Annotated in this window: 21 protein-coding genes and 2 pseudogenes; 14 read left to right on the top strand and 9 right to left on the bottom strand. The window is 57.3% G+C overall.

Annotated elements, in window-relative coordinates:
• Nucleotides 1-225 precede the first annotated feature (225 nt).
• The 4 genes from BLU52_RS11945 to BLU52_RS11930 are packed head-to-tail and all read right to left on the bottom strand — an operon-like array spanning nt 226 to nt 6,714.
• Nucleotides 226-1,095: a DUF7281 domain-containing protein gene (locus tag BLU52_RS11945; RefSeq protein WP_090283370.1), complete on the bottom strand. Its 870-nt coding sequence runs from the start codon at nt 1,093-1,095 to the stop codon at nt 226-228.
• Nucleotides 1,092-2,333: a hypothetical protein gene (locus BLU52_RS11940; RefSeq protein ID WP_090283369.1), complete on the bottom strand. Its 1,242-nt coding sequence runs from the start codon at nt 2,331-2,333 to the stop codon at nt 1,092-1,094. Before BLU52_RS11940 ends, BLU52_RS11945 begins: the two co-directional genes overlap by 4 nt.
• Entirely contained in the window at nt 2,330-2,992 is a 663-nt protein-coding gene (locus BLU52_RS11935) for a hypothetical protein (protein WP_090283368.1), read from the bottom strand. Before BLU52_RS11935 ends, BLU52_RS11940 begins: the two co-directional genes overlap by 4 nt.
• Nucleotides 2,989-6,714, bottom strand: a complete 3,726-nt coding sequence (locus tag BLU52_RS11930) for an ATP-binding protein (protein ID WP_090283367.1) — start codon at nt 6,712-6,714, stop codon at nt 2,989-2,991. Before BLU52_RS11930 ends, BLU52_RS11935 begins: the two co-directional genes overlap by 4 nt.
• A 178-nt stretch (nt 6,715-6,892) precedes the next feature.
• Between BLU52_RS11930 and BLU52_RS11925 the strand changes: the two genes are divergently transcribed.
• Nucleotides 6,893-7,765, top strand: coding sequence for a WYL domain-containing transcriptional regulator (locus tag BLU52_RS11925; protein WP_090283366.1), 873 nt, complete (start codon nt 6,893-6,895; stop codon nt 7,763-7,765).
• A gap of 205 nt (nt 7,766-7,970) precedes the next feature.
• On the opposite strand, the pseudogene BLU52_RS27240 reads toward BLU52_RS11925, so the two are convergent.
• Both BLU52_RS27240 and BLU52_RS11915 read right to left on the bottom strand, forming a co-directional pair.
• Nucleotides 7,971-8,123 (bottom strand): annotated as a pseudogene (locus BLU52_RS27240) (IS21 family transposase); the annotation flags it as partial.
• A 135-nt stretch (nt 8,124-8,258) separates the two neighbouring features.
• Nucleotides 8,259-8,555 (bottom strand): annotated as a pseudogene (locus tag BLU52_RS11915) (methylated-DNA--[protein]-cysteine S-methyltransferase); the annotation flags it as partial.
• A gap of 461 nt (nt 8,556-9,016) precedes the next feature.
• Between BLU52_RS11915 and BLU52_RS11910 the strand changes: the two are divergent.
• The 4 genes from BLU52_RS11910 (at nt 9,017) to BLU52_RS11895 (ending at nt 12,008) form a co-directional block, all read left to right on the top strand.
• Nucleotides 9,017-9,484, top strand: a complete 468-nt coding sequence (locus BLU52_RS11910; protein WP_090283364.1) for a metallophosphoesterase family protein — start codon at nt 9,017-9,019, stop codon at nt 9,482-9,484.
• A gap of 208 nt (nt 9,485-9,692) precedes the next feature.
• Nucleotides 9,693-10,394: a glutathione S-transferase family protein gene (locus BLU52_RS11905; protein WP_090283363.1), complete on the top strand. Its 702-nt coding sequence runs from the start codon at nt 9,693-9,695 to the stop codon at nt 10,392-10,394.
• 246 nt (nt 10,395-10,640) lie between these two features.
• Nucleotides 10,641-11,204: a TetR/AcrR family transcriptional regulator gene (locus BLU52_RS11900; protein WP_090283362.1), complete on the top strand. Its 564-nt coding sequence runs from the start codon at nt 10,641-10,643 to the stop codon at nt 11,202-11,204.
• Nucleotides 11,205-11,522: 318 nt separating this feature from the next.
• Nucleotides 11,523-12,008, top strand: a complete 486-nt coding sequence (locus tag BLU52_RS11895; protein ID WP_090283361.1) for an AAA family ATPase — start codon at nt 11,523-11,525, stop codon at nt 12,006-12,008.
• On the opposite strand, the gene BLU52_RS11890 is transcribed toward BLU52_RS11895, so the two are convergent.
• Nucleotides 12,005-13,006, bottom strand: coding sequence for a GlxA family transcriptional regulator (locus BLU52_RS11890; RefSeq protein WP_090283360.1), 1,002 nt, complete (start codon nt 13,004-13,006; stop codon nt 12,005-12,007). The two genes, BLU52_RS11895 and BLU52_RS11890, sit on opposite strands and share 4 nt — an antisense overlap.
• A gap of 196 nt (nt 13,007-13,202) precedes the next feature.
• On the opposite strand from BLU52_RS11890, the gene BLU52_RS11885 reads away from it, so the two are divergent.
• Entirely contained in the window at nt 13,203-14,093 is an 891-nt protein-coding gene (locus BLU52_RS11885; RefSeq protein WP_090283359.1) for an MBL fold metallo-hydrolase, read from the top strand.
• 90 nt (nt 14,094-14,183) lie between these two features.
• Complete coding sequence (locus tag BLU52_RS11880) at nt 14,184-14,795, top strand: LbetaH domain-containing protein (protein ID WP_090283358.1); 612 nt, start codon at nt 14,184-14,186, stop codon at nt 14,793-14,795.
• A 19-nt stretch (nt 14,796-14,814) separates the two neighbouring features.
• Here BLU52_RS11880 and BLU52_RS11875 read toward each other — a convergent pair whose 3' ends face one another.
• Nucleotides 14,815-15,693 (bottom strand): LysR family transcriptional regulator, encoded by an 879-nt coding sequence (locus BLU52_RS11875; protein ID WP_090283357.1) that lies wholly within the window; start codon nt 15,691-15,693, stop codon nt 14,815-14,817.
• A 103-nt stretch (nt 15,694-15,796) separates the two neighbouring features.
• Here BLU52_RS11875 and BLU52_RS11870 point away from each other — a divergent pair, with 103 nt between their 5' ends.
• From BLU52_RS11870 to BLU52_RS11860, 3 genes are all read left to right on the top strand, one after another.
• Nucleotides 15,797-17,149, top strand: a complete 1,353-nt coding sequence (locus tag BLU52_RS11870; RefSeq protein WP_090283356.1) for an acyclic terpene utilization AtuA family protein — start codon at nt 15,797-15,799, stop codon at nt 17,147-17,149.
• A complete protein-coding gene (locus BLU52_RS11865) occupies nt 17,149-17,472 on the top strand; it encodes an AtuA-related protein (RefSeq protein ID WP_197677965.1) in 324 nt (107 codons plus the stop codon). Before BLU52_RS11870 ends, BLU52_RS11865 begins: the two co-directional genes overlap by 1 nt.
• Nucleotides 17,473-17,553: 81 nt before the next feature.
• Complete coding sequence (locus BLU52_RS11860) at nt 17,554-18,861, top strand: CitMHS family transporter (RefSeq protein ID WP_090283354.1); 1,308 nt, start codon at nt 17,554-17,556, stop codon at nt 18,859-18,861.
• A 12-nt stretch (nt 18,862-18,873) separates the two neighbouring features.
• Here the strand turns inward: BLU52_RS11860 and BLU52_RS11855 are convergent, their stop codons facing one another.
• Nucleotides 18,874-19,791, bottom strand: a complete 918-nt coding sequence (locus tag BLU52_RS11855) for a LysR substrate-binding domain-containing protein (RefSeq protein WP_090283353.1) — start codon at nt 19,789-19,791, stop codon at nt 18,874-18,876.
• A gap of 193 nt (nt 19,792-19,984) precedes the next feature.
• Here BLU52_RS11855 and BLU52_RS11850 point away from each other — a divergent pair, with 193 nt between their 5' ends.
• From BLU52_RS11850 to BLU52_RS11835, 4 genes are all read left to right on the top strand, one after another.
• Nucleotides 19,985-20,734, top strand: a complete 750-nt coding sequence (locus BLU52_RS11850; RefSeq protein ID WP_090283352.1) for an SDR family NAD(P)-dependent oxidoreductase — start codon at nt 19,985-19,987, stop codon at nt 20,732-20,734.
• A gap of 97 nt (nt 20,735-20,831) precedes the next feature.
• On the top strand, nt 20,832-22,130 hold the full coding sequence (locus BLU52_RS11845; RefSeq protein WP_090283351.1) for an MFS transporter: 1,299 nt from the start codon (nt 20,832-20,834) through the stop codon (nt 22,128-22,130).
• Nucleotides 22,131-22,147: 17 nt separating this feature from the next.
• Complete coding sequence (locus BLU52_RS11840; protein ID WP_090283350.1) at nt 22,148-22,996, top strand: transketolase; 849 nt, start codon at nt 22,148-22,150, stop codon at nt 22,994-22,996.
• Complete coding sequence (locus BLU52_RS11835) at nt 22,993-24,015, top strand: transketolase family protein (RefSeq protein WP_090283349.1); 1,023 nt, start codon at nt 22,993-22,995, stop codon at nt 24,013-24,015. Before BLU52_RS11840 ends, BLU52_RS11835 begins: the two co-directional genes overlap by 4 nt.
• Nucleotides 24,016-24,023: the final 8 nt, after the last annotated feature.

Raw genomic sequence — 24,023 nt, 5'->3', positions numbered from 1 at the left:
GAAGCCGTTGAAGCTTGCGAGCAAGCGACTCGGTGAACGCAATTCGACGTACGAGCCTTGGCGTTAACGCTGATCGGGTTTCGCTGACCACCTCAGTTGCAGCGGCATGTTGAAGTCCCCTCACCACCTGCCGGCAACGTCTAAGAACATCGAAGAGAATAAGTCCAACGGCCTGATTCGCTGGGTGCCAGGGCTCCACGCCCTGGCACCCTCCAGGACTGAGCACTAATTACAATTAATGTCGTCGCTAGCACCCGTTGGGTTAAGTGGTAGATATTCCAGCTCCATACCTGCCATGGACTCCTGCGACAATGCCAGTTTATTCAACAGCATGTCTTGCACCATAGGTATGGTCGCGCGTTGTAGCCATTCACGCGCAACATCCTGGTTTTCAAAATCCTGTGGCTTGTCCCAATTGGAGGCGACGATTTCGGCAATCGTGTTCGCCGACGGCACGACAATACCCTGTGCTTTTGCAGTCAGCGTATTCATCCAACCTTGAGGGTCGAAATCGGGGAAACAGATGACGTTTTTTACGCCGGCAAGAGCTCTCGTCACTGCGGCTGGTGTGATTTGAGGACTCCCACGAAAGAGCATGGGTAGGTGCATGACATTGCCTGGCCAGTGGTACTCGTTGACCGCGAACATCACAGCTTGGTTCTCTACCAGAATCACCGTATCGAGGCCGTGAAGCTCCTCTGCAGGTACGTTCAGAGTGCCTCCGGCCGGGTGGCTGTACACGCCAGTTGCCAACTGGATTTGTCCGGACAGCGACGCGGCCATGACAACGAAATCCCCGGGCCTCAATCGAGCCAACTTCTCATTACGTGATTTTTTGGCCAGAGCCAAGCGGTCACCCTCTAGCTCTTCCATGCTAACAACCAGAGCGTCTATGCCTGTTTCCCTCTCTAGCATCATGCGCACGGTGTGCAATTCAGCGTATGTCAGCGTCAGGTAGGTAGCCCCAAGCCTTTTGCCAATGCAGTAGGTTGTGTGCAGGGACAACCAGGTAGCGTTGATTTTCACCTTGCACGCGTCCTGCCTGATTGCAATCACCACGGGTTTGATGGCCCTGATGTTGTCAAAAATTCTCATCGCCGCTCAGCTCTTTCCAAAATCAGGTCAATGACACGCCGGTTGGCAGATATGCGCGGGTATGGGGCATAAGTCGGGTTGAGCCGGTAGTTGAGCTGTTTGTGTCGCACCTTGGCTACCGCCGACTGCAGACGAACGTATCCATCCAGCGCGTAAAGCCAGATGCTCATCGAGATGTCACTGTCGCCATGGGCACTCCAATAGGCAACTGCAGACTGCGCTTGATTGGTCTTGTTCAGGGCCTCAAGCATGCGCATGAGATGATCACGCGCGAAGGGTTTCTCAAGAGCCTTGGGGGCCTCTTCGGCTGGAATCACGGCCTTCGACTCACGAGCTTTCGCGGGCTGTTCGATTCGTCGCTCTTTCGGAGGAGGGAGTGAGGCTATCAACAGTTCTAACTGCTCCAGGCTCTCCCCTGCCTCGACGTCACAGTACGCGCTACCCGCCAAGGTCATTTCCACGGCCGGAACCCAGGCAGCCGCGTCTCTGCCGTCAAACAGCGGTGCCAGATCAATCGGGTTGCCCGCCTGAAGGAACAGGTCAACGGCATGGGCTATCTGGCGCATGTGATTGCGCTTACGCACCGCCAAACTCAACCGATCTAAGCGTCCGATCATCTCGTCCAGAGCGAAGCGGTTTCGTGAAACAGCACCGAGAAGGTTATCCAGGAGGACACGCCGTAGAGAACGATCACTGCCGGCCATACTTGAAAGGCCTACATGAGTGAACAAACCCAGGTTTTCGTGGAGCCGTTTGAGCCTGTTGATCGCATTATTGATATCTCGCAGCCGATCTCGCAGCCGTGGAGAAAACCCATACCCCCCTTCGATGAACGCTCGGGTTTGCGCTTGCTCGTTACGTAAGTGGTTCGTGACTTGACGGCAGCTGTACGTCAATCGTTTCAGGTGCTGTTCGGCCTCATTGGAGGAGTTGGCCGCTTTGGCGTCACGGTATGCCTCGCAGTGCTGCTCAATGGCTATGAGGGATTCTTTCAGGTCAGGAGCAGCACGACCAAAGCCCTGAAGCGAAATTTGCGCGCCGACGTCCAGCAGCAAGCCACTGAGGTAGTAGAGCTCATCATCTTCTTCGATGAGCCCTTTGGACATCAGATAGGAAATCCCCTTTGTCCGTCGCTCAGGCAGCGCCACTCCGTCCTCGTCTGCCATCGCTAATGCTTCGAGAAAAGGTGCATTTCGTGTGAGTGCATCACCCAGCTCGATCCAGTCTGGCTCCTTCACAAATTGAGCCCTCCCTGATGTTCAGTATGCGATTGGTCGCTGGCACCGATGTCGAGGCTGAGCGAGTTGTATTCGGCTATCCACGCCAAGATCGTATGAACGTAGCCCATCTTGCCTGTGGCGATGTAGTTTGCCGACTCGCTGTTGCGCTTGACGATGTACCCGGCGTCAGCCAATGCGCGAAGGACAAGTTTGAGCCTGTCGTTGTTGTCCTTACCGCTTTTGGATTTGTTGAAAAAGTCGTACCCGCTGAGATCCCAGAGCTGCGTACGGTAGGTGGGATGATTCTCGATTGAGTCCAGCATGTCGGCGAATGAAATGACGTCGCCCGGGGCCAGGCATGTCTCACTGCGTCCCGCACGATTGATTAGCCGGATGAATTCAAGGCAAGGCCGAATCTGGTCGCGTAGTTCGATCAGTTGCGCCGTTGCCGCTTCTCGATCTACAGGTTCAGAAAGGTCAATAAATTGTGCAAAGAACGTATCGGGAGCCTCGGGCTCACCGAGTGTTGCCAATTTTCGCCCCAGGGGCGCGAGCGCACTCTCGACGCTGGCCGCAAAATCAGCCTCTCGTAGCTGGCGGTGAAGCTCTGGATAGGCATATTGGCAAATGAAGCCCCCGGCAAGAAGCTTACTCAGTACGTCTCTCAGTGGGCTCATTGTGCATCCTTCCGATCATCGCTTCCCAGTGCATCGTTAAGGTCATCAAGCTCGTCCTTTTCCTCCATGCCGTACTCCTTGACCACAATCGAATCGGTGTCAGACCGGCGCTCCAGGCTGTACCGATTATTAAACTGCCGGAGCAGTTCCGGTGCGCCTCCAGGAAAGCATGCCAACATGGAAAGCCCGCGATCATTGAAGTAGTTGACCAGCGCAACGTAGTTTTCTGGTGACAGCTCCAATGCTTCGTCGATGGGGATCGACATCTGAAAATCCGCCTCATTTCGCAAAAGCTCGAACAGCGATACGTAGATCATGGCCACGATGATCTTCGTCAGCCCTGTGCTGCTGAGGTGGATCAGCTCCGCGTTATTTGTCGCGACTTTCACCCTGCCTTGGTCGTTGCAGGTGACGGAGACATCGAAACAATCGGAAAGCTGAGACGTGAACGCACCGCCATCAATCTGGCGTTCCACGGTGCGCAAGGCGTCCATGAAGCCATCAGTTGGTAGATAATCAACTCCCATCCCACTCCACCGCTTGTACTGCTGCTCGTAGTTCGTCATGTCGTCCCAAAACGACATCTCATGGATGCGTGATGAAACTTTGAACTCAAACTGGCGGATCTGGGCGAAAGAGCCGAGTACCTCGCTCGCCTTTTCTGTCGCGTCCTTTCCTAACTTCAAAATGCTTCGGTGCAAGTGCTGCAGCTTCGAGCGGTTATCGCAGAGCTCGTCTGAGAGGTTTTTAGCCTGAATAATCAGCTTGGTTTTCTGGTCAGGGTGAGATATCTCAATGTATTCCTGGAGGTTCGCAGCGGCTTCCAACCACGCCAGCTCAAGCACATCTGCACTGTTTGAGGCGTGATTGATGATCTGTTCGATGGCCGCGCCCTGCGGCGTATGCACCAGCCGTTCTCTGACGAAACGATGGTGAACGTCGCGATAAAGCTCGGCGCCTTTGCGGTGGTGTTCTGATTTGCGACGTTTGAGCTTGCCGACCTCATCCTCGATGTCTGCAGCCTTCAGCGTAGAACCCAAGTGGGCCTCAGCGGCTGCGTCAATCTGTTCAAGATCGCGCAGTACCCGTGATACTGCACCTAGCTCCTGGTCATCGGCGTGTCCTTCGGTGACCAATGCCTTGCGACGCTCGGAAATCGTTTTTTGCGCAGCCCGTAGCTCAAGTTGCCATTGTTCAATGGCGCGACTGATCCGCTCAAACTCTGCGATTGCGCGAGCCAAGGCCGCCTTACGTTCAGGAACTGCTGGTACTGATTCTCTAACCCAAAGTCGATAGCCATCGATCTCCGATTCATGATCCCTTAAACGTTTGATCGTTTTCTCCAGCTCAGCAATCTCGGAGCCAAGCCGCTTGCTCGCCGTGTCATCAACTCCAGCTGATTTGAGCTGGGCTTCAAGATCTGCCAGAGCTCGTTCCAGTTCCGCCGCGAGGGTGGCGTCGACCCGTTCTTCTGCGGTCTGCAGTTCCAGCTCGGCCCGAGACTGATCCTGAGTCAACTGCAGTCGAGACTTGTCTGCTTCACCTTGCAGGTCACTAATTTCCTGCCTGTGCCGTTTTTTCAAACTGTCTAGGTGGCTGGCGATCAATTCAAGCCGATGTGCTGCTTCCAAGACGCGGGCCGCCTGTATCTCGAGTTCCTGCACGACCTCGTCGCGAGCCCGATCAACCAAACCGGCGTGATCCCCTTTTAGCGTCTCCAGATCCAGACTCGCATTGGTCAGTTCTTTTTGAGCTGCCGACGCCCGGATACCTGTCTGGCGCAGGCGATCTTCTACTCCTCGCTGCTGTCGCTCTATCACCTCCATATCAGTGCCGAGCGCTCCAATCTGGGTGGTCAATAAAACGACCTCAGCTTCGAGAGCGTGAACACTGGCAACAGTGGCCTGGGGGAGCACGTCGAGATTGATCTCAACACCGTAGAGACTCTCTTGAACTGCCTCTAGCAGCGCGGGATTCAAATCCGTACGCATCAACGTCTCTGTCGGGACAAGTCGAGCGATATTATCTGTCCAGGTAGGGTGATGCCGTCGCAGGAAACCAAGCAATGTTTCGGCACCGGCGTTGATCTGCAGCTTGATGGTATTTCTGGACTCGACCAGCGCGTCTCGCCTGGCTTGCAAGCCGCTATACTCCGCAGCGCGGGTCTGTCGTTCCAGCGATAGGCTCTCTACCTCGGCTGACACAACACTCAGCGCGTTTTGAAACTCGGCAATGAGCAGCATCTGCTCATTGATACCCTTTTGGGACGTATCCAGCGCGATCTGGGCATCAGGAAGCGCGCTGAGGGACTTGAGTTGTTCAGCACGTGCAAGCTCGCGAGCCTGAGTACCAGTTGCCTGGAGCTGTTCTTGCTGGTGCACGGCGAGCTCGTCCTCATGAGCGACCCGTCTCTCATCAAGCAATTTATCTTGAGTAGCGGACAACTCCTGATGCCGTTGTTGGATCGCGTGTGAGGACGCATGGTACTTGGAGAACGCAGCACTCTTTCCATCAGCAGCAGCCTGCTTCGCAGCCGCTTCGAGTTCCAGAAACACGCTTCGGATGTCAGCCCCTTGGCGGTTCAATTTGACCTGATGTTCTTGCTTGAGGTGTAACTGGTCTCGTATCTCCCCAAGCTGGTCGAATTCCTCCGAGAGCGCCTGTGTACCATTTTGCAGGTAGCGATCCCGCTTTTCGTTGAACCGATGCTGCCAGGACTCCGCCTCTGTCACCAGGGTCTGAGCTTCGCCCTTTAGACCGCTGAGTCCACTCATACGATCTCGGTTACGGTTTTGTAGCTGCTCATCTTCTGAACTGAGCTGGGCCAGCGCTTCCACTCGACCGTTTTGTCGTTCCTTGAGTTTCTCTTCGACCATGAGTGCTCGGCGCTTGTGCACGCCCAACTGCCGCAGGACTGCACGAAACTCGTGGCAGTGGCGATTCATTTCAAATATCACGGGTTTCAGCGACTCCATCAGGAGATAGCCCGCGCGGTTATCAATGACATTCCTGAACGGCTGCGCGTTGAGCATCATTAGAGTGCGGCTTGGATCTGCGTTGTCCTGCTGAAGGATTTCGGCCATGGTTGCCTTCATCGTGTCGAAGGTGCCGCCGCTCTCGATAAGCGCCAGAGTCACAAAATCGATGCCGTTGAAGTCCTTGCGCTTTGGTGCGAGTGAGAAGCCCATCCGCAGACTCACGATCAGCTTGCGCTTGGTAGCGTCGGTGATTTTCTCCAGATGGGCTGTGCCGCTATTGAATTGAATGATCTGCCGGTAGTGGTACGGTTGCAGCTCAGGGGAACAGGCGACCCCAAGGTGGGTCAGGTGGCCATGTAGTTCGCCTGGAAGTACCAACAGGCCTGCATCATAGTCGCGGTAGAGAAGTTCCGGGCTCCAAGCGCTTGATACCAGTCGATATGCATACCCTTCCCCGCTACGATGCATGATCGCGCAGCGAGCATCGCCAGCAAAGTTCACGTATTCAAATACGATGAAGCTCGAGGAACGTGGGAGATACCAGTTGGCAAAGCTCTCACGGTTGGTTCCAGCCTTCACCAAGCGCCCTGGAGACGCGCCATAAAACACAGGGATGAGCTTTATGAAGGACGACTTTCCGATTCCGTTTTCACCCGTGACGCTGGTGTTACCTTCCATGACAAGCTCTGCTTTGGCGCCCGCACATAGTGAATCGATCAGTACAATTTTGATGAGTTGCGACATCAGCTGCCTCTCTGGCTAACCTCGTATCAATACCGCCGACGGTTTCTCGGCATCCCTTCGCAGCGTCCATCTACTCCTTCGACGGTGCTTGCGCTCTCACTCAACGATATGTAGATATACCTGACACATCTACGGTGTTTACGCATACAGGTAAACTTTTCGAGCACATGGTGACAGTATGAAACGGGCGAAAGCGATTGAGGCTGTACGCTGGGATTTGGCATTGCGTTACAAACTGATAGAGACCGTTGCCTGGTGGGAAGGTCGCCTGACCACGGGGCACTTGATGCAGAGCTTTGGCATCAGTCGTCAGCAGGCGTCGAAGGACATCAACACCTACATCGATGAGCATGCGCCCCGAAATCTATCGTATGACAAGCACCTAAAAGGTTACGTACCCACCAAGCATTTCAAACCACTGTTCATGAAGGAAAGTGCAAGTGCATATCTGCACCTGCTGAACCAGAATCACGAGCGGGCTCCGCACATTGAAGGACTGACGTTGGCGTATGCGCACATTGACATCCTTGACGTGCAGGATCGCTCTATCCGCCCCGAAGTGCTTAGGCCGTTATTGAAGGCTTGTCGAGAAGGTCAACGACTTGAGTGTGAGTACGCTTCTTTCAAAACGCCAGATGGGGAAACCCGACTCATTGCGCCGCATACGCTTATCCATACCGGCATGCGCTGGCACGTGCGTGCATACTGCGAGAAAAATGGTGAGTACCGTGATTTTGTATTGAGCCGGTTTCGGGGTACTCCGGAGCTGATGAATGATTTCACAGAGCATTCACGTCAGCTCGACCCTGGGTGGACGACGCCGGCGACAGTGATCCTAGAAGCGGATTCGAGATTGAAGGCTGGGCAGCGGGCCATTCTCGAAGCCGATTACGGAATGGAGAACGGACAGTTGATGATAGAAACCCGCGGCGCGTTGGTTCAGTACGTCTTGAATCGCTACCAGATCGATACCGCCAAGATGCATATGAAACCAAGCGCCCAGCAGCTCATCGTGGCTAACCTGGACGCGCTCAGCCAGTGGCTCTACTAGACCTGGGCAGCACCGTGAATGTGTAAACAAATCACGCATATCGCGCAGGTAGGGCTTGATCACATCCAACAGCATCACCAGCTGCACCACAGCGGATGCCCCTTAACTCAGAGGATCAGCTGGATCGCTACCGTTGGAAAAGGCAATAGGCCTCATCAGCTCGGAGGCCTACGGAATGGATTTCAGATATTTGAGTATCACGACGTTCTTGAAAGGTTGCGCACCGTTGGTACGCTGGCTGAGTGGCTTGGGGCGCTCTGACCCGTTTTCGGATGGTGTTTGTAGAAAGCCCGGTACGCTTGGCTATCTGATGCAGCGAGAGCTTGTCGCGGAAGTACATCCGCCGGATTTTCCCCAACATTTCCATGCTGATCCCCCTGTGTTCTCCTGCTCAAAAAGTGAGCAGAAGTAGTTGAACACCTGGGTCAGTTTTCAGTCGGCAGAACAGCCTCTACTGGGTCATTTTTCGGTCAGCGGCAACACTGCTTAGCAACTAATTCAACAGGAATTCGTTCTGTTGAGTCATTTGCAAAGCGGTCTTCTCCAAACGCAGTAAAAATTCTTTCCTGGGCTGTCCTCCGCCATATCAGGCGAGTGCACCATTTGTCGCTATGACACGGTGACAGGGCACGACAATAGATAAGCGATTGTGTCTATTTGCATGGCCCACTGCTTGGCTTGCACCTGGCTTACCGATGCCCCTAGCGATGGCACCGTAGATTGAAATGGTTCCATAGTCGATTTTTAGAAGCTCTGCCCACACAAGCCTGTCAAAAGTGAGCCAAGGCAACCGCTAATGCCTTGATGGAAAGGCGTGGCAGTGACCCGCTCTACCCCATCTCGTCCAGCTGAAAACATCGCGTGAATTACGTACATATTGGTTCAAAAAATCGCTTCAATCAATCAGTGGAAAATCACGAATCTGGTGAAAATAATTGGTGGAAAATCACGATTTATTTTGTTTCTTCAGCGGAAAAACCATAAATGGTTCCACTAGTTTATCAAAGGGCTCGGTTTGGCCTAGGAAATACGGGGCTTTGGGGCTTCCACTTATATCGCGATTGGTGCACCCCGTTTCTCACAAAATCAAAAGTTTGGGTTCCATTCATAATCCCATCTCTGCACATGACCCTTCACAGACCTTCGGTTTGACTCCACCCGATCCTGAGCCCATGCGACTATGACAAATGACCATCTCTTTTGGGTCGAAAACAGTCACTCCCGCCCAAAAAGTCCACGGAGAATTGGCCCATGAAAACCGCCCTGATATCCGACACTCACAATCTCCTGCGCCCCGAAGCCATCGACGCGCTTCAAGGCTGTGACCTGATCATCCACGCCGGCGACATCGGCAACCCGGACATCCTCGCTCAATTGTCCGAAATTGCTCCCGTTCACGCCGTGCGTGGCAACAATGATCTCAGCAGCCCATGGGCCAAAGACCTCCCCGACCTTCTGAGGTGCACTCTCAACGGCTGGCACACCCTGCTTATCCACGACATCGCCGACGTCCCCGCCGATCTGGATCCAGACATAAAGCTCATCATCACCGGCCATTCCCACCAACCGCGCATCGAATGGCGCGGCGATCGTCTATACGTGAACCCTGGTAGCGCCGGCCCTCGGCGTTTCAAATTGCCGGTCACGCTGGCAATTCTCGAGATACAACCCGACAGCATCGAGCCGCGCCTGATTTCCCTGCTGGATCCCCCCGCCTGAAATCGCTGCGGTTACGACGTTGGATTGCGCGCCCTTCCTCCGCTCCCCCAATGACTCACCTCAATCGAACCGATGCAGCACGCAAATCCCAACAAGAATTTTTACCTAACGGATGTTAGATAGGTGTTGACGCGTCCCGAGTTGCTCGCTAAGGTTTACCTACCAAATGGTAGATAGATAACTCAGCCACCACTCTGCAGGATCGACCATGACTAATAAACTTCAGCTGTTCACTTCGCCTTCGGCCTTTCCAAACCCACAGCGTCTGCGTCTGTTCATGCACGAAAAGGGCATTGCCGACCAATTTGCCGAGACCATCTATGACATGTCTCCTGTAGGCGAGCAGCGTGGCTGGCGTCATTTGAATATGAATCCGTGGGGCGAAACTCCCACCCTGCAACTGGCAGACGGCAGCTACATTTCCGAAACGGCCGCCATCGTTCGTTATCTTGATCAGGAGTATCCCGGTCGCAAAATAATGGGAGCGACAGCACTGGAACAGGGTCTGGATAACATGTGGGACAATCGGGTGTGGGTGCACATCCTGTACCGCATCGTTACAGCGTTCCACGTGTTGCACACCGGGCTGGGCTTCAAGCTGGAACTGACCAGGAATGAGGCTTGGGGCGAACACTGCCGCAAAGAAGCTTTGGCACACGCTGCACTGGTTAATCGTCATTTGTCAGACGGCCGCGGATGGCTGCTCGGCGGTGATGCCCCGACCTTCTCGGACATTACCCTGGCAACCGCGATCGCCTTTTCGAAATTCCCGGTCAATGCAACTCCACTGGACGAGCGTTTTGAGTTCCTGGATGCGTACTGGCAGCGCTGGACTAAACGTCCGAGCTTCCAGGCTGCTTACGCTGATCGGAACAGCGGCATTCCTGAGCTGGATTCGCCCGCCCAGTAATAGCTCAATGGAAACTACGTGCACCGAGATCGCCACAGACCTGGCCTTCTCGGTGACCGTAGTGATCTCAATAGTGTCGGTTTGCGATGTCGTTTACTGACCATGATGGAACGGCCTCTCCTTGAGCACCCAAGTCACGTTGAGCTCACGGCTCGCCGTCTACACTCTACCTGTCACACGGTAGGTCTTTGCTGTAAATTAGCTTTCCCAATTTTGAGAGATCGTCCCAAGACGAAAGGCACCAACATGAGCGTCAACTCCAAAGAAGCCATTCTGCTGGCGGCCAAAAAAATTGCCCAATCGCAGGGCTACAATGGTTTGAATTTCCGCGACCTTGCGCAAGCTGTTGGTATCAAAGCGGCGAGTATTTACTACCACTTTCCAAGCAAAGCCGATCTGGGTATTGCGGTTGCCAAACGCTATTGGGAAGACGGTGCGCTCGCGCTAGAGGCCATCGAATCAGAAAGCCCATCTCCGATAGACGCTCTGCGCCGCTTTCCTGAAATCTTCCGTAGATCGCTTGAGGCCGACAATCGCCTTTGTCTGGGTAGTTTCATGGGCGCTGAAACCGATACTTTGCCCATTGAGATGACAAAAGAAATTCAGAGCTTTGCTGATGTCAACATTGCATGGTTAAGCAAGCTTCTATTGGCTGCGAAGGTGTGCGAATCAAGTGAGAGTGAATCCAGAGCCCGCGCAATTTTCGCTGCTGTTGTCGGTGCCCAGCTCTTTGCTAGAAGTCATTCGGATATTTCGCTTTTCGACTCTTTGATCGATTCATACCGCACGTGCGGGCCTCTGCCGGCGTAGCAACTGACAGCGACTCGCTCTGCCTTAACCCCCTTGGGACGAGAGGCACAAGCCAGACCTCGGCTTTGGTCGATTGCTGCCCTTCACTACCAACGGCCAATGGCGCATGCTCCCTTGCGCAGGCCCCCTATCTCCGCCGTTGAAAACGTCAAAGCTTTCTCCCCCAGCTTTCGAACATCACATCACCGACATAGATGCCTGAAGAGGCTAAACGCTCCTGATCCAGACGCGTTTGTGGCCCCAGGCTACCAGTGGTAGCTCTTGTTGCTTTGACGCGTTCAATGAACATCATAAAAACTCGACAAGGAGACGTCTCTCATGCCCAAACCAATACTGCACCTGATGTCAGGCAAGATCGCATCCGGCAAATCGACATTGGCCAAGTCCTTGGCATCCGAACGTTCGGCCATTCTGCTCAGTGAGGATTATTGGCTCTCACAGCTCTACCCTGATCAGGTCAAATCAGTGCTCGATTACGTGCGCCTTTCGCGTCAGATTCGGAAACTGGTCAGCACGCTTGTCATCGATGTGCTGAACTCTGGCGTGACCGTGGTTTTGGATTTCCCGGCCAATACTCCAGAAGACAGGCAGTGGTTATGCGGTTTGGCCGACGCTGCTGGAGTTTCCCACTGTTTCCACTACATCGAGCTGGATGATGAGACCTGTCGGGCCAGGCTGCATCAGCGCAATCGCCGCGCCGAGCATGAATTTGCAGCAACTGATGCTGAGTTCGATTTGATCACTAGCTACTTTCATGCCCCGGATGTAAATGAGGGAATTGTGATTGAGATTCACCGACTTTAAGGGCGGGCGTGCAACTTCTCTGCCGTCTTCTCGGCCAGTTTCATTTCGCGGCAGAACATTCGCCTGTACTCAGAAGGCGAAGTCCCGAGCTGAGCGCCGAATTGTTGCCTCAAGGATAAGGCGGTTCCAAAGCCCGCCTCACCAGCCACGCACTCTACAGGCAAATCTGTCGTTTCCAGAAGCTCCTGCGCTCTGGCCACGCGTTGGCTGTTCAGCCATTTGGAAACGGTTGTGCCGGTAGCTTCCTTGAAACGCCGAGTAAACGTTCGCCGGCTCATCTTTGCCTTTTCCGCCAGGACGTCGAGCGACAGATCACCCGACAGATTCATGCGCGCCCACGTCAATACTTCAGACAAATGAGTCTCGCTGGACAGCTGCGGCACAGGATATTCAACGTATTGAGCCTGGCCACCCTGTCTATGTGGTGGCGTCACCAGCATCTTCGCAGTGCGGTTTGCGACATCAGCGCCAAGTCGTTCACGTATCAAATGCAGGCAACAATCGATTGCCGCCACCGTTCCTGCGGAGGTCACGATGTTGTCTGCGCTGACGTAAAGCACCTCAGGCCTGAAGCGGACATTGGGAAAGCGTTGCGCAAATTCGTCTCGGGCTGCCCAGTGAGTGGTCGCTTCCTTGCCATCGAGCAGTCCGGCATCTCCGAGCACAAACGCTCCGAGGCACAATCCGACGATGAGCTTGCCTTTGGAATTGGCTGCCTGAAGAGCCTCCACGAGTTCAGGGCACGCAGAGACCGACTGATCGCCCCACGCCGGAATAACAATCACATCAGCCGACGCCATCAGCTCCAGGCCTTGCTTCACCTCAAGACCGACGCCTTGATCGGTAGTCACCATCCCCGGCGTCACTGCGCAATAACTGACCTCATAATGGGGTTCGCCGGAACCGGATTGAGCGGTGCCCAATACCATCCCGGGAACCGAAAGATGGAACAGGCTTACGCCATCGAAAGCCAATACGGCAACGCGGATGGAACCCATGCAATACCCCCGGTAAGACCAAAGCGCTCTACGCCCGCTTTCCACAACGATGACCAGGATTTCGAGCGACCACCCTACTCCCGGCTTGAATAAAAACCTATGGCCCGATTATATCGAAAGCTGTCATTCAGGCCACTGTTGAGGTTGATGCGATTCAGCAAGAATGGCGCATCGATACATCAACAGGACTGAATCCATGAACTTTAAAACACTTCCCCTTGCCGTCAGCATCGCTTGTGCTGCAACGACCGCACCGGCATTCGCGGGTACAAACGCTCCCCAGGCACCTGACGCAGCTCATAAAGTCGAACTGCACCAGGTTCGCAACGCGACGGCGAAGATCACCTATGGCGATACGACCTTTCTGATCGACCCGATGCTTGCCAAAAAAGGCGCCTACCCTGGCTTTGAAAATACCTACCGCAGCAACCTGCGCAACCCATTGGTTGGTCTGACCGAGGCGCCCGCCGACATCATTGCCGGTGTCGACGCTGTCATCGTCACCCATACCCACCTTGATCACTGGGATGACGCTGCGCAAAAAGCACTGCCCAAAGACATCCCTCTGTTCGCTCAGCATGAAGACGATGCGCAACTGATTCGTTCGCAAGGTTTCAAGAATGTGCGCGTACTGACTGATGAAGCGCAATTCGGCGGCGTGAAGATCACCAAGACAGGTGGCCAACATGGCACCGACGAAATGTACGCGGTGCCAGCACTCGCCAAACCGCTGGGTGAAGCCATGGGCGTGGTGTTCCAGGCGCCAGGCTACAAGACCCTTTACCTCGCTGGCGACACTGTCTGGCGTAAAGAAGTTGACCAGACCATCGAGAAATATCATCCCGAAGTCATCGTGCTTAACGCCGGGAAGGCGATGATGACCGGCTACAAGGGATCAATCATCATGGGCGAAGAAGACGTGCTGCGCGCCTCAAAAGCTGCGAAAGATGCGAAGATCGTTGCCGTGCATATGGATGCAATCAACCATATGTCTTTGACCCGCGAAGCGCTGCGCGCCTATGTCAGGACACATGGGATCGAGAGCCGGGTCGATATTCCGGAAGACGGTACTTCACTGGAATTCTGATTGATCGGGCCGTAGTTGATGCTGGCTTGTCCACGGGCGAAAGCACGGCCCTGTCAGACTGCTTTACACGCAATGATTTAAGAGGTTTTTATGAAGCTACCAGAGATCAGTGAATACATCGCTGGATGGCCATTGCTGGGTATATGCTCTGCGGCCCCATGGACCGTGGCTCAGGACTGCGAAAACCGGATCCTGGCCTTGCTTGACACGCTGGGCGCAGGATACCGGCGCCATGGCAATTGTGCCGTCCATGAAACAGCAATCATTGAACAAGGAGCGGTCCTTAAAGGCGCAATTATCATTGGCGAAGGCTCTTTCGTGGCTGCAGGCGCTTATCTCCGTGGAGGTGTTTATCTGGGGAGTCATTGCATTGTTGGCCCAAGCTGCGAGCTCAAGAGTACGTTCATGCTGGACGGTAGCAAGCTGGCGCACTTCAACTTTGTTGGTGACTCATTGATTGGCGAAGCAGTAAATATCGAAGCCGGGGCGATCATTGCCAACTATCGTAACGAGCTTGACGGCGCCAATATAAAAATCCGCCATGAAGATCATGTAATAGAAACGGGGGTCAACAAATTCGGTGCCCTTGTTGGTGATGGCTGCAAAATCGGTGCAAACGCAGTAATCGCTCCCGGCGCTTTGTTGCGGCCACATATGCGCGTGCCGCGTCTGGGACTGATTGACCAGTTTGCTCACGATTAAACGTCGGAGCGCCACTGGCTCAGCCTAGCCTCAACCCTGCCAACCTGCGCACAAACGCCTGCATCGACGGCGTCTGTTTTAACGGTTTCCTCTGCAACAAACCCAACGACCGCTGCTGCGGCTGTTCCACCTGCAAAACCGCCACCTCCGCATCAACACGCAAAAACCTCGTAGCGCTGGCCGGCAACAAGGTAAACCCCAACCCCGCACGCACCAGCGCCGCCGCCGTGCTCATGTGCGCAACTTCCCACGAACATTCAGCCTTCACACCCAACAACCCCAACGCCGCATCGGCCAACGGACGAATGCTGGTGTCCGGGGTTAGCGCTATATAAGGCAGCGACTGCCAGCGCTCGTCAGTGCTACCCGCCAGAGCATCCCGGCGCACCAGCAGCACCAGGTTGTCGTCCATCAGCGCGTCGAATTCCAATCCCGACAGATCCTCCGGGCGCGACGTTATGCCCAAGTCGACTTCGCCACTTTGCACCCAATGGCTCACCTCCCCCGCACGCCCATCGCGCAGCGATACCTGCACGCCGGGAAATTCGCTCATGAACGCGGCGATGATTTCCGGCAGGAACGACGCCGCCGCGGTCGGCAGTGCAGCCAAGCGAATGCTCCCGCGATTGAGATTCAGCGTTTCACGCGCGTCGCGCACGGCGTTTTCCATGTCGCGCAACATCGCTTGGGCTTGGGGCAGGAAGTGTTCGCCGGCCGGGGTCAGCTCGACGCTGCGGGTGTTGCGCGCCAGCAGTTGCAGGCCGATGGTGTCTTCGAGCTTGCGGATGATGTAGCTCAGCGCCGGTTGCGAGACGTGCAGTTTCTCTGAGGTACGGGTGAAGCTTGAGGTCTCGGCGATCAGGATGAACGCGCGCAGTTGGCGGAAGTTGATGTCCATGCTCGACCGATAAAATTAATGGATTAATTCTTAGAATATTTAAAATTCACAGAACAATCCAACGCTCGCATGATGGCCGCGAACACATGCCGAGTCCGACGCAATGACAACAACAATTCATATCGGTTGTGGCGCAGGTTTCGCCAATGATCGTCCCGACGCAGGTTTGCGCCTGGCGCAGGATCTGGCCAGCCGCTGCGGCAAACGCTATCTGATGTATGAACTGCTCGCCGAGCGCACCCTCGCCGAGGCGCAGCTGCGCAAACAGGCTGACCCGGAGAGCGGCTATGCCGCGCGGTTATTCGACTTTCTTCGCCCCGTGCTCGATACCTGCATCGAGGCTGGCATCCCGATCATCACCAATGGTGGCGCGGCGAATCCACGCGCGGCCGCCCAACGGTTACGCGCCGAACTGGGCGGACGCCACGCTGATCTGAAGATCGCCTGCGTGCTCGGCGATGACTTGTTGCACGTCGAACAGCAACGTCTTGAGCAGTGGCTGGATCTCGACGTTGCGCAACACGATGTGGTTTCAGTGAACGTCTATACCGGCGCCGACGGCATCACCCAGGCATTGAATGATGGCGCCGGCATCGTCCTCTGCGGTCGGGTTGCCGACCCCTCGCTGGCGGTGGGTCCGATCCGCCATGGCCTCGGCTGGGCGGCGGATGACTGGGAGAAAATGGCCATCGCCACAGCCGCCGGGCATCTGCTGGAGTGTTGCACTCAGGTTACCGGCGGCTATTTTGGCCATCCCGGGATCAAGGACGTGCCCGATCCGGCGCGCTTGGGCTGCCCGATCGCCGAGATCAGTGCCGACGGCACGCTGGTGATCAGCAAAGCGGCGAGCTCCGGCGGCTGCGTGACCGAGCGCACGGTCAAGGAGCAGTTGCTGTATGAAGTCCACGACCCGCGCCGTTATCTCACGCCGGATGTGGTACTCGACCTTGGCGAAGCACGCGTGACCACCCTCTCCCCCCATCGCGTGGCGATCAGCGGTATTCAGGGCCACCCGCGTCCCGCGCAGCTCAAGGGTTTGGCGGGCGTGCGTGGCATGTGGTTTGGCGAGGCCGAGATTTCCTATGCCGGCCCCGGCGCGGTTGATCGGGCGAAGCTTGCCGGCGAAATCCTCCTGCAACGCTTCGATCAACTGGCGCCGCAAGTGCAGCCGTGGATCGACATTGCCGGCGTCGCCAGCCTGTTCAACGATGCCCGTGGCGATTACCTCAACCAGTGTCTGGCGCAAGCGCCGCAGGTGGCGGACGTGACGGTCAGGGCCGGTCTGGTACACAAGGACCGCGCCCAGGTCGACCTGCTGCTGGCCGAGGTCGAGTCCCTCTACACCAACGGCCCGGCTGGCGGTGGCGGCGTTCGCCGGCACTTGAGCGAGTCGATTGCCACCCACGGTTTTCTGATTGCGCGCGATGAAATCGAGACGCGCCTGGAGTGGTACTGATGACTGCACTTGTCACGCTTGCCGATTTCGCCCATGCCCGCGCCGGTGATAAAGGCAATATCCTCAGCGTCGTGGTCCTGCCGCTGAACGCCGCGCACTACGACTGGCTCAAGCGCGAACTGACCGTCGAGCGCGTCGCCGAGCAGTTCGCCAGCCGCCGGCCTTCACGTGTCCAGCGTTATGAGATCGATACCCTGCAGGCGCTGAATTTCGTTCTCGACGATGCGCTCGAAGGCGGGGTGAATCGTAGCCCGGGGCTCGACCGCCATGGCAAAAGCCTGAGCTACCTGCTGCTGTCGTTGCGCTTGCCGGCACCGGGTTGACCGCCCTCCTCTGACAGGTTTTACCGGGCCGCCCCATCGGACCCAATCGAACAATAAAAACAATACCGAGATGCCATATCCATGATCACTGCACTGGGTTTTCTCATGATGTTCAGCATCATCGCGCTGATTTTGCTCCGCAGAATCAGCCCGGTGGTGGGCTTCACCACAATCCCCGTCGCCGTCTGCCTGCTGGCCGGGTTCGCACCGCCGCAAATCGGCGACTTCATCAAGAACGGCTTGATCACTGTCGCGCCGACCGCTGCGCTGTTTCTGTTCGCCATTCTGTATTTCGGCATCATGCGCGATCGCGGCCTGTTCGATCCGCTGGTGAACTTCCTGATCCGGCGTACCGGCGGCAAGCCGCTGGCCGTGGCGTTGGTCACGGTTTTGGTGACGGCGGTGGTGCACCTCGACGGCGTCGGCGCCGCTACTTTTCTGCTGACCATCCCGGCGCTGCTGCCGCTGTACAAACGCCTGAACATGAGCCCGAACATGCTCTTGCTGTTGGTCGGCACGACCGCGGGCGTCGGCAACATGGTGCCTTGGGGTGGCACCACCGCTCGCGCGGCGGCTACTACTGGGCTCGATGCGACAGCGCTGTGGATGGGACTGATTCCGGTGCAACTGGTGGGCTTTGCCTGTCTGCTGCTGATTGCCGGATGGCTCGGTTTGCTTGCGCAGCGGCGGCTGCCGAAATCCTTGGGCGCCGCGTCGAGTTTTGACGCCACACTGGCCCAGCCCGAAGAACGTGAACACGCGCTGTCCCCACGCCAGTTGCGTTACTGGCTCAACGTAGCCCTGACCGTCGCCATCCTCGCCTGCCTGTTCAGCGGTATTTTCCCGTTGTACGCCTGTTTCATGGTCGGTCTGGGCATCGCCCTGCCGCTTAACTTTGCCTCGCTGGAAGCGCAGACCGAGCGCATCAAAGCGCATGCCGCCGACGCTCTGCAGATGGTTCTGGTGATGATGGCGGCCGGTGTGCTGCTCGGCGTGTTGTCCGGGGCGAAAATGTCCGACGGCATGGCCTTGGCGCTGATCGACGCCCTGCCCCACGGCTCTGCGCAATACCTGCACTTGATCATCGGCGCGTTCGGCGTGCCGCTGGGGATGATCTTTTCACCCGATGCCTACTACTTTGCCTTACTGCCGGTGATTCGCGATGTCGCGGTCGCTGCCGGCGTGCCTTTGGAAGCGGTGGCGCGGGCGATGTTGATCGGCGAAAACACCGGTTTCGCCATCAGCCCGGTGGTGCCCAGCGTCTACCTCGCTCTGGCGCTGGCCGGCGTCGAGTTGCGCAAGCACATCATGTACACGTTTTGCTGGGCCTGGGGCGTGAGCCTGGTGATGCTGGCGTTTGCCGTGCTCAGCGGTGCGATCCCGACCTGAGATCAATCCGCCTCAATAGACGAACCCATGGCCCAACTCGCTTTCGATCCACTCAAGAAAGCGTCGGACCCGGGGAAACGTCGAATGCGCCTTGGGAAACACCAAATGATGGGCGGCCACGGCGGCACTCAGCGCTTCCGGCGCCACTTCAACCAGAGTGCCGGCCGCCAGATACTTTTGCGCCAGCAAGGTGCTTTCCAAGGCAAAACCGAGCCCGTGACTGGCGGCTTCCAGTGACATATAGGAGCGGTCAAAGCTCAGCGCGTAAGGCCGCTCCGGTCGCGCCAGGCCATGCTGGGCAAACCACTGCGGCCACTTCAGCAGCGTCGCTTCCGACAGAATCAGATCATGATCAAGCAGGTCCGCCGCCACCCGAACCGGCCTCTGCGCGAGCAGCTTCGGCGAGGTCAGCACGGCGAATTTTTCATTGCGCACCGTGCGCACCTCGTAGCTCGGCCAGTTCGGCGTGCCATGGCGGATATCGACGTCGATCTTGTCGCGGCTGAAATGCAGCGATTCGTAGGAACAGGACAGGTTGATCTGAATGTCCGGATGACTGGCGCGAAACGCTTCCAGGCGTGGCATCAGCCAGAGCAGCCCGAAGCTCGGCGATGAGTGCAGCCGCAGGCAATCGAGGCTGACATCGCTGGCCGCGCGTTCGGTGGCCACGGCCAGACTGTGCAGAATCCCGGAAACCTCTTTCAAATACTGCTCGCCCACCGGCGTCAGTGACACACCGCGCGCGGCGCGCACAAACAATTGCCGGCCGATCATGCCTTCCAGTTTTGCCAGTTGATGGCTGACCGCTGACGGCGTCAGGTCCAGCACTTCGGCGGCGCGGGCGACGTTGCCGAAGCGCGCGGTTTGCTCGAAGGCCTGAATTGCTCTCAGCGGTGGCAGGATCACAGGGGCATCGGAATCGGTGCGCATGGCGGCTCCGTTAGATTTTTTATGGTTTTTCGGCTGTTCGCATTCAATCACTCGCCAGCCGGATTGACGAGTGCTGAATTTTTTTCAGCATTGAATGACGTTCGCGTTATTGCTCGACCCCGCCCCGGAGGACAAGCTGAGTCATCGGTTCTTCACGGATCGACCCAATAAAAACAATTTGAGGGACTCCTCCATGCTTCTTCAAGGCAAAGTCGCAATCATCACCGGTGCCGCATCTGCCCGTGGCATCGGCCGCGCTACCGCGACCACGTTTGCGCAACACGGCGCACACGTGGTGATCCTCGATCTGGATGCGTCCGCCGCCCGCGATGCCGCAGCGTCCCTGGGCGAAGGTCACGTGGGCCTTGCCTCTAACGTCACCGATCAGGCACAGGTGCAACAAGCCGTCGCTGCGGTGATCGAGCACTTCGGGCGCATCGATATTCTGGTCAACAACGCCGGCATCACCCAGCCACTGAAAACCCTCGAAATTGGCCATTCCGATTACGACAAGGTGCTCGACGTCAGCCTGCGCGGCACCCTGCTGATGTCGCAAGCGGTGATTCCGCTGATGCGCCAGCAGGCTTCGGGCAGCATCGTTTGCATGTCTTCGGTGTCGGCGCAGCGTGGTGGCGGGATTTTCGGCGGCCCGCATTACAGCGCGGCCAAGGCCGGGGTGCTGGGGCTGGGCAAAGCCATGGCCCGGGAGCTGGGGCCGGACAACATTCGCGTCAACTCCATCGCTCCCGGTTTGATTCACACCGACATCACCGGCGGCCTGATGCAGGACGAACGCCGTCACGCGATCATCGACGGCATTCCGCTGGGCCGTCTCGGTGAAGCGCAGGACGTCGCCAATGCGGCGCTGTTCCTGGCCAGCGACCTGTCCTCTTATCTGACCGGCGTCACCCTCGACGTAAACGGCGGCATGCTGATTCACTGACAACACCTGGGCGGGCCTGCGTGGCCCGTGCGGTTCTGGATCGATGACGCAGCCGGGCCTGAGGGTCTGGCGGTCAATAAAAACAAGAGATCAGACCATGACTACCCTGTCGCTCGAAGCGGTTTCGACCGTGCGCTCTTCTGCCTATCGCAAAACGGCCTGGCGGCTGATGCCGTTCCTGATGCTGTGCTACCTGTGCGCCTATCTGGATCGGGTCAACGTCGGCTTCGCCAAGCTGCAAATGATGAACGATCTGGCCCTCAGCGAAACCGTCTACGGCTTGGGCGCCGGTGTCTTCTTCATTGGCTATTTCCTCTGCGAAGTGCCCAGCAACATCATCCTGCACAAGGTCGGTGCGCGGGTCTGGATCGCACGGATCATGATCACCTGGGGCATCGTCTCGGCGCTGTTCGCCTTTGTCGAAACCGCGTGGCAGTTCTACGCCCTGCGCTTTCTGCTGGGGATTGCCGAGGCCGGTCTGGCGCCGGGCCTGTTGCTCTATCTGACTTACTGGTTCCCGTCCTACCGGCGTGCGCGCATGACCGTGTTGTGGTTCATCGCAATTCCGCTGTCCGGCATGGTCGGCGGCCCGCTGTCTGGCTGGATCATGAACCATTTTGCCGGTGTGCATGGCTGGGCCGGCTGGCAATGGATGTTCGTACTCGAAGCGGTGCCTACGGTGCTCGTCGGCCTGCTGGTGCTCAGCTATCTGAAAGACGGCGTGCATCAGGCGACCTGGCTCAACGATGACGAAAAAGCCCTGATCAATCGCGAACTGGCCGAAGACGACCAGCAAAAAGTCACCCACGCCTCGGTCGGCGAGTTCATTCGCGACCGGCGCTTGTGGCTGCTCGCCGGCATCTATTTCTGTGTGGTGATGGGCCAGTACGCAATCACCTTCTGGCTGCCGACGCTGGTGCGCAATTCGGGCGTTTCCGACCCGCTGCACATCGGCTTCCTCACCAGTCTGCCGTACCTCTGCGCGATTGCCGCGATGCTGTTGGTGGGCCGCAGCGGCGACAAGCACCGCGAACGCCGCTGGCACTTGATCGTGCCGATGATTGCCGGGGCGATCGGTTTGAGTCTGGCGGCCATGATGGGCGGCAACTCGACCCTGTCGATCCTCAGTCTGTGCCTGGCGGCTTCGGGAATTCTCTCGGCGACCTCGCTGTTCTGGATGCTGCCCACCACGCTACTCGGCGGTGTGTCCGCGGCTGCGGGGATCGCTGCGGTCAACAGCTTCGCCAACCTCGCCGGCTTCTGCTCGCCGTATCTGATTGGCTGGGTCACCACCGTGACCGGCTCCAGCGCCATCGGCATGTACCTGATCACGGGCGTGTTGTTCGCCGGCGCCGCGCTGGTGCTGCGCATCCCTGCCGCCTTGGTCAATCGTTGAATCAACGGAGTTTCATCATGACAATTCAATCTTCAAACGCTGCATCCCTGAGTCTGGCGGAGCGTGCGCACAACATTCGTCGCCACGCGCTGCGCATGGGGCAGGTTCAAGGTCAGGGCTACGTCGGTCAGGCCCTGGGCGCCGCCGACCTGCTCGCCGTCTCGTATTTTCATGCGATGAACCATCGCCCGGCAGATCCGCAATGGGAGCAGCGTGATCGCTTCTATCTGTCCATCGGCCACTACGCTATTGCGCTGTATGCGGCGCTGATCGAAGCCGAGATCATTCCGCTCGACGAACTGGAAACCTACGGTTCGGATGACAGCCGCCTGCCGATGTCGGGCATGGCTGCGTACACCCCCGGCATGGAAATCACCGGCGGTTCGCTGGGTCAGGGTCTGGGCATCGCGGTGGGTGCTTGCCTGGGCCTGAAGCGCAAAGGCTCGTCTTCCTTCGTCTACAACCTGCTGTCGGACGGTGAACTGAACGAAGGTTCGACCTGGGAAGCGGTGATGTCGGCGTCGCACTGGAAGCTCGACAACCTGATTGCGATTGTCGACGTCAACAACCAGCAGGCCGACGGTTACTCCAGCGAAATCCTCTCGTTCGAGCCCATCGTCGATCGCTGGCAAGCCTTCGGCTGGTTCACCCAGCGCGTAGATGGCAACGATCTCAACGCACTGGTCGCGGCGTTCGATGCCGCGCGCAATCACCCCGGCCGCCAGCCCCGCGTGATCATCTGCGACACGAAAATGGGCAAAGGCGTGCCGTTTCTGGAAACCCGGGAAAAAACCCACTTCATTCGCGTCGAAGAACACGAATGGGACCTGGCCCTGCGCAACCTCGAAGAAGGAAAAGACGAATGAGCAACGCCGCCAACACACCGTCTGCGACCGGCGAGCCGGTCAAAAAGCGCCTGACCACGTCGGCGATGATTGCCTCGATTGCCTCCGAAGGCCAGGCGACCCGCTCGGCGCCGTTCGGCCACGCACTGGCGGCCCTCGCTGATCAGCGCGCGGACATCGTCGGGCTGTCTGCGGACCTGTCCAAATACACCGACCTGCACATTTTCGCCAAGGCGCACCCGGAACGTTTCTACCAGATGGGCATGGCCGAGCAGTTGCTGATGAGCGCGGCCGCCGGGATGGCCCGTGAGGGTTTTGTGCCGTTTGCCACGACCTATGCGGTGTTCGCGTCGCGTCGCGCCTATGACTTCATCTGCATGGCCATCGCTGAGGAAAACCTCAACGTCAAGATCGTCTGCGGCCTGCCCGGCCTCACTACCGGTTACGGGCCCAGCCATCAGGCCACCGATGACCTGGCGATCTTCCGCGCCATGCCCAACCTGATGATCGTCGACCCCTGCGATGCGTTGGAGATCGAACAGGCAGTGCCGGCCATCGCCGCGCACCAGGGCCCGGTCTACATGCGTTTGCTGCGCGGCAATGTGCCGTTGGTGCTCGACGAGTACGGCTATCAGTTCGAGATCGGCAAGGCCAAGACCCTGCGCACCGGCAACGATGTGCTGATTATCTCCACCGGTCTGATGACCATGCGTTCGCTGGAAGCGGCCCAGCAACTTCAGGCCGACGGCATCGACGTTGCGGTGCTCCACGTACCGACCATCAAACCGCTGGACGAACAAACCATTCTTGCCGAGGCGCGCAAGTCTGGGCGGCTGGTGGTCACCGCAGAAAACAGCTCGATCATCGGCGGCTTGGGCGAGGCGGTCGCCGGACTGTTGTTGCGCAACGGCGTAACACCGACGTTCCGCCAGATCGCCCTGCCCGACGCGTTCCTTGACGCCGGTGCGTTGCCGACCCTGCATGATCGCTACGGGATTTCGACGCCAGCGGTGTGTGCGCAGATCAAGGCCTGGCTGTAAGTTCTATC

Source organism: Pseudomonas granadensis (assembly GCF_900105485.1).
Classification (GTDB): domain Bacteria; phylum Pseudomonadota; class Gammaproteobacteria; order Pseudomonadales; family Pseudomonadaceae; genus Aquipseudomonas; species Aquipseudomonas granadensis.
The sequence above is the reverse complement of the archived record's forward strand: the minus strand, read 5'-3'. Positions and strand labels throughout refer to the sequence as shown.

Bases quoted from the DNA above. Each gene is read 5' to 3' on its own strand.
- BLU52_RS11945 (WP_090283370.1), bottom strand. From the start codon at position 1,095: ATGAGAATTTTTGACAACATCAGGGCCATCAAACCCGTGGTGATTGCA.
- BLU52_RS11935 (WP_090283368.1), bottom strand. From the start codon at position 2,992: ATGAGCCCACTGAGAGACGTACTGAGTAAGCTTCTTGCCGGGGGCTTC.
- BLU52_RS11930 (WP_090283367.1), bottom strand. From the start codon at position 6,714: ATGTCGCAACTCATCAAAATTGTACTGATCGATTCACTATGTGCGGGC.
- BLU52_RS11925 (WP_090283366.1), top strand. From the start codon at position 6,893: ATGAAACGGGCGAAAGCGATTGAGGCTGTACGCTGGGATTTGGCATTG.
- BLU52_RS11910 (WP_090283364.1), top strand. From the start codon at position 9,017: ATGAAAACCGCCCTGATATCCGACACTCACAATCTCCTGCGCCCCGAA.
- BLU52_RS11905 (WP_090283363.1), top strand. From the start codon at position 9,693: ATGACTAATAAACTTCAGCTGTTCACTTCGCCTTCGGCCTTTCCAAAC.
- BLU52_RS11900 (WP_090283362.1), top strand. From the start codon at position 10,641: ATGAGCGTCAACTCCAAAGAAGCCATTCTGCTGGCGGCCAAAAAAATT.
- BLU52_RS11895 (WP_090283361.1), top strand. From the start codon at position 11,523: ATGCCCAAACCAATACTGCACCTGATGTCAGGCAAGATCGCATCCGGC.
- BLU52_RS11890 (WP_090283360.1), bottom strand. From the start codon at position 13,006: ATGGGTTCCATCCGCGTTGCCGTATTGGCTTTCGATGGCGTAAGCCTG.
- BLU52_RS11885 (WP_090283359.1), top strand. From the start codon at position 13,203: ATGAACTTTAAAACACTTCCCCTTGCCGTCAGCATCGCTTGTGCTGCA.
- BLU52_RS11880 (WP_090283358.1), top strand. From the start codon at position 14,184: ATGAAGCTACCAGAGATCAGTGAATACATCGCTGGATGGCCATTGCTG.
- BLU52_RS11875 (WP_090283357.1), bottom strand. From the start codon at position 15,693: ATGGACATCAACTTCCGCCAACTGCGCGCGTTCATCCTGATCGCCGAG.
- BLU52_RS11870 (WP_090283356.1), top strand. From the start codon at position 15,797: ATGACAACAACAATTCATATCGGTTGTGGCGCAGGTTTCGCCAATGAT.
- BLU52_RS11865 (WP_197677965.1), top strand. From the start codon at position 17,149: ATGACTGCACTTGTCACGCTTGCCGATTTCGCCCATGCCCGCGCCGGT.
- BLU52_RS11860 (WP_090283354.1), top strand. From the start codon at position 17,554: ATGATCACTGCACTGGGTTTTCTCATGATGTTCAGCATCATCGCGCTG.
- BLU52_RS11855 (WP_090283353.1), bottom strand. From the start codon at position 19,791: ATGCGCACCGATTCCGATGCCCCTGTGATCCTGCCACCGCTGAGAGCA.
- BLU52_RS11850 (WP_090283352.1), top strand. From the start codon at position 19,985: ATGCTTCTTCAAGGCAAAGTCGCAATCATCACCGGTGCCGCATCTGCC.
- BLU52_RS11845 (WP_090283351.1), top strand. From the start codon at position 20,832: ATGACTACCCTGTCGCTCGAAGCGGTTTCGACCGTGCGCTCTTCTGCC.
- BLU52_RS11840 (WP_090283350.1), top strand. From the start codon at position 22,148: ATGACAATTCAATCTTCAAACGCTGCATCCCTGAGTCTGGCGGAGCGT.
- BLU52_RS11835 (WP_090283349.1), top strand. From the start codon at position 22,993: ATGAGCAACGCCGCCAACACACCGTCTGCGACCGGCGAGCCGGTCAAA.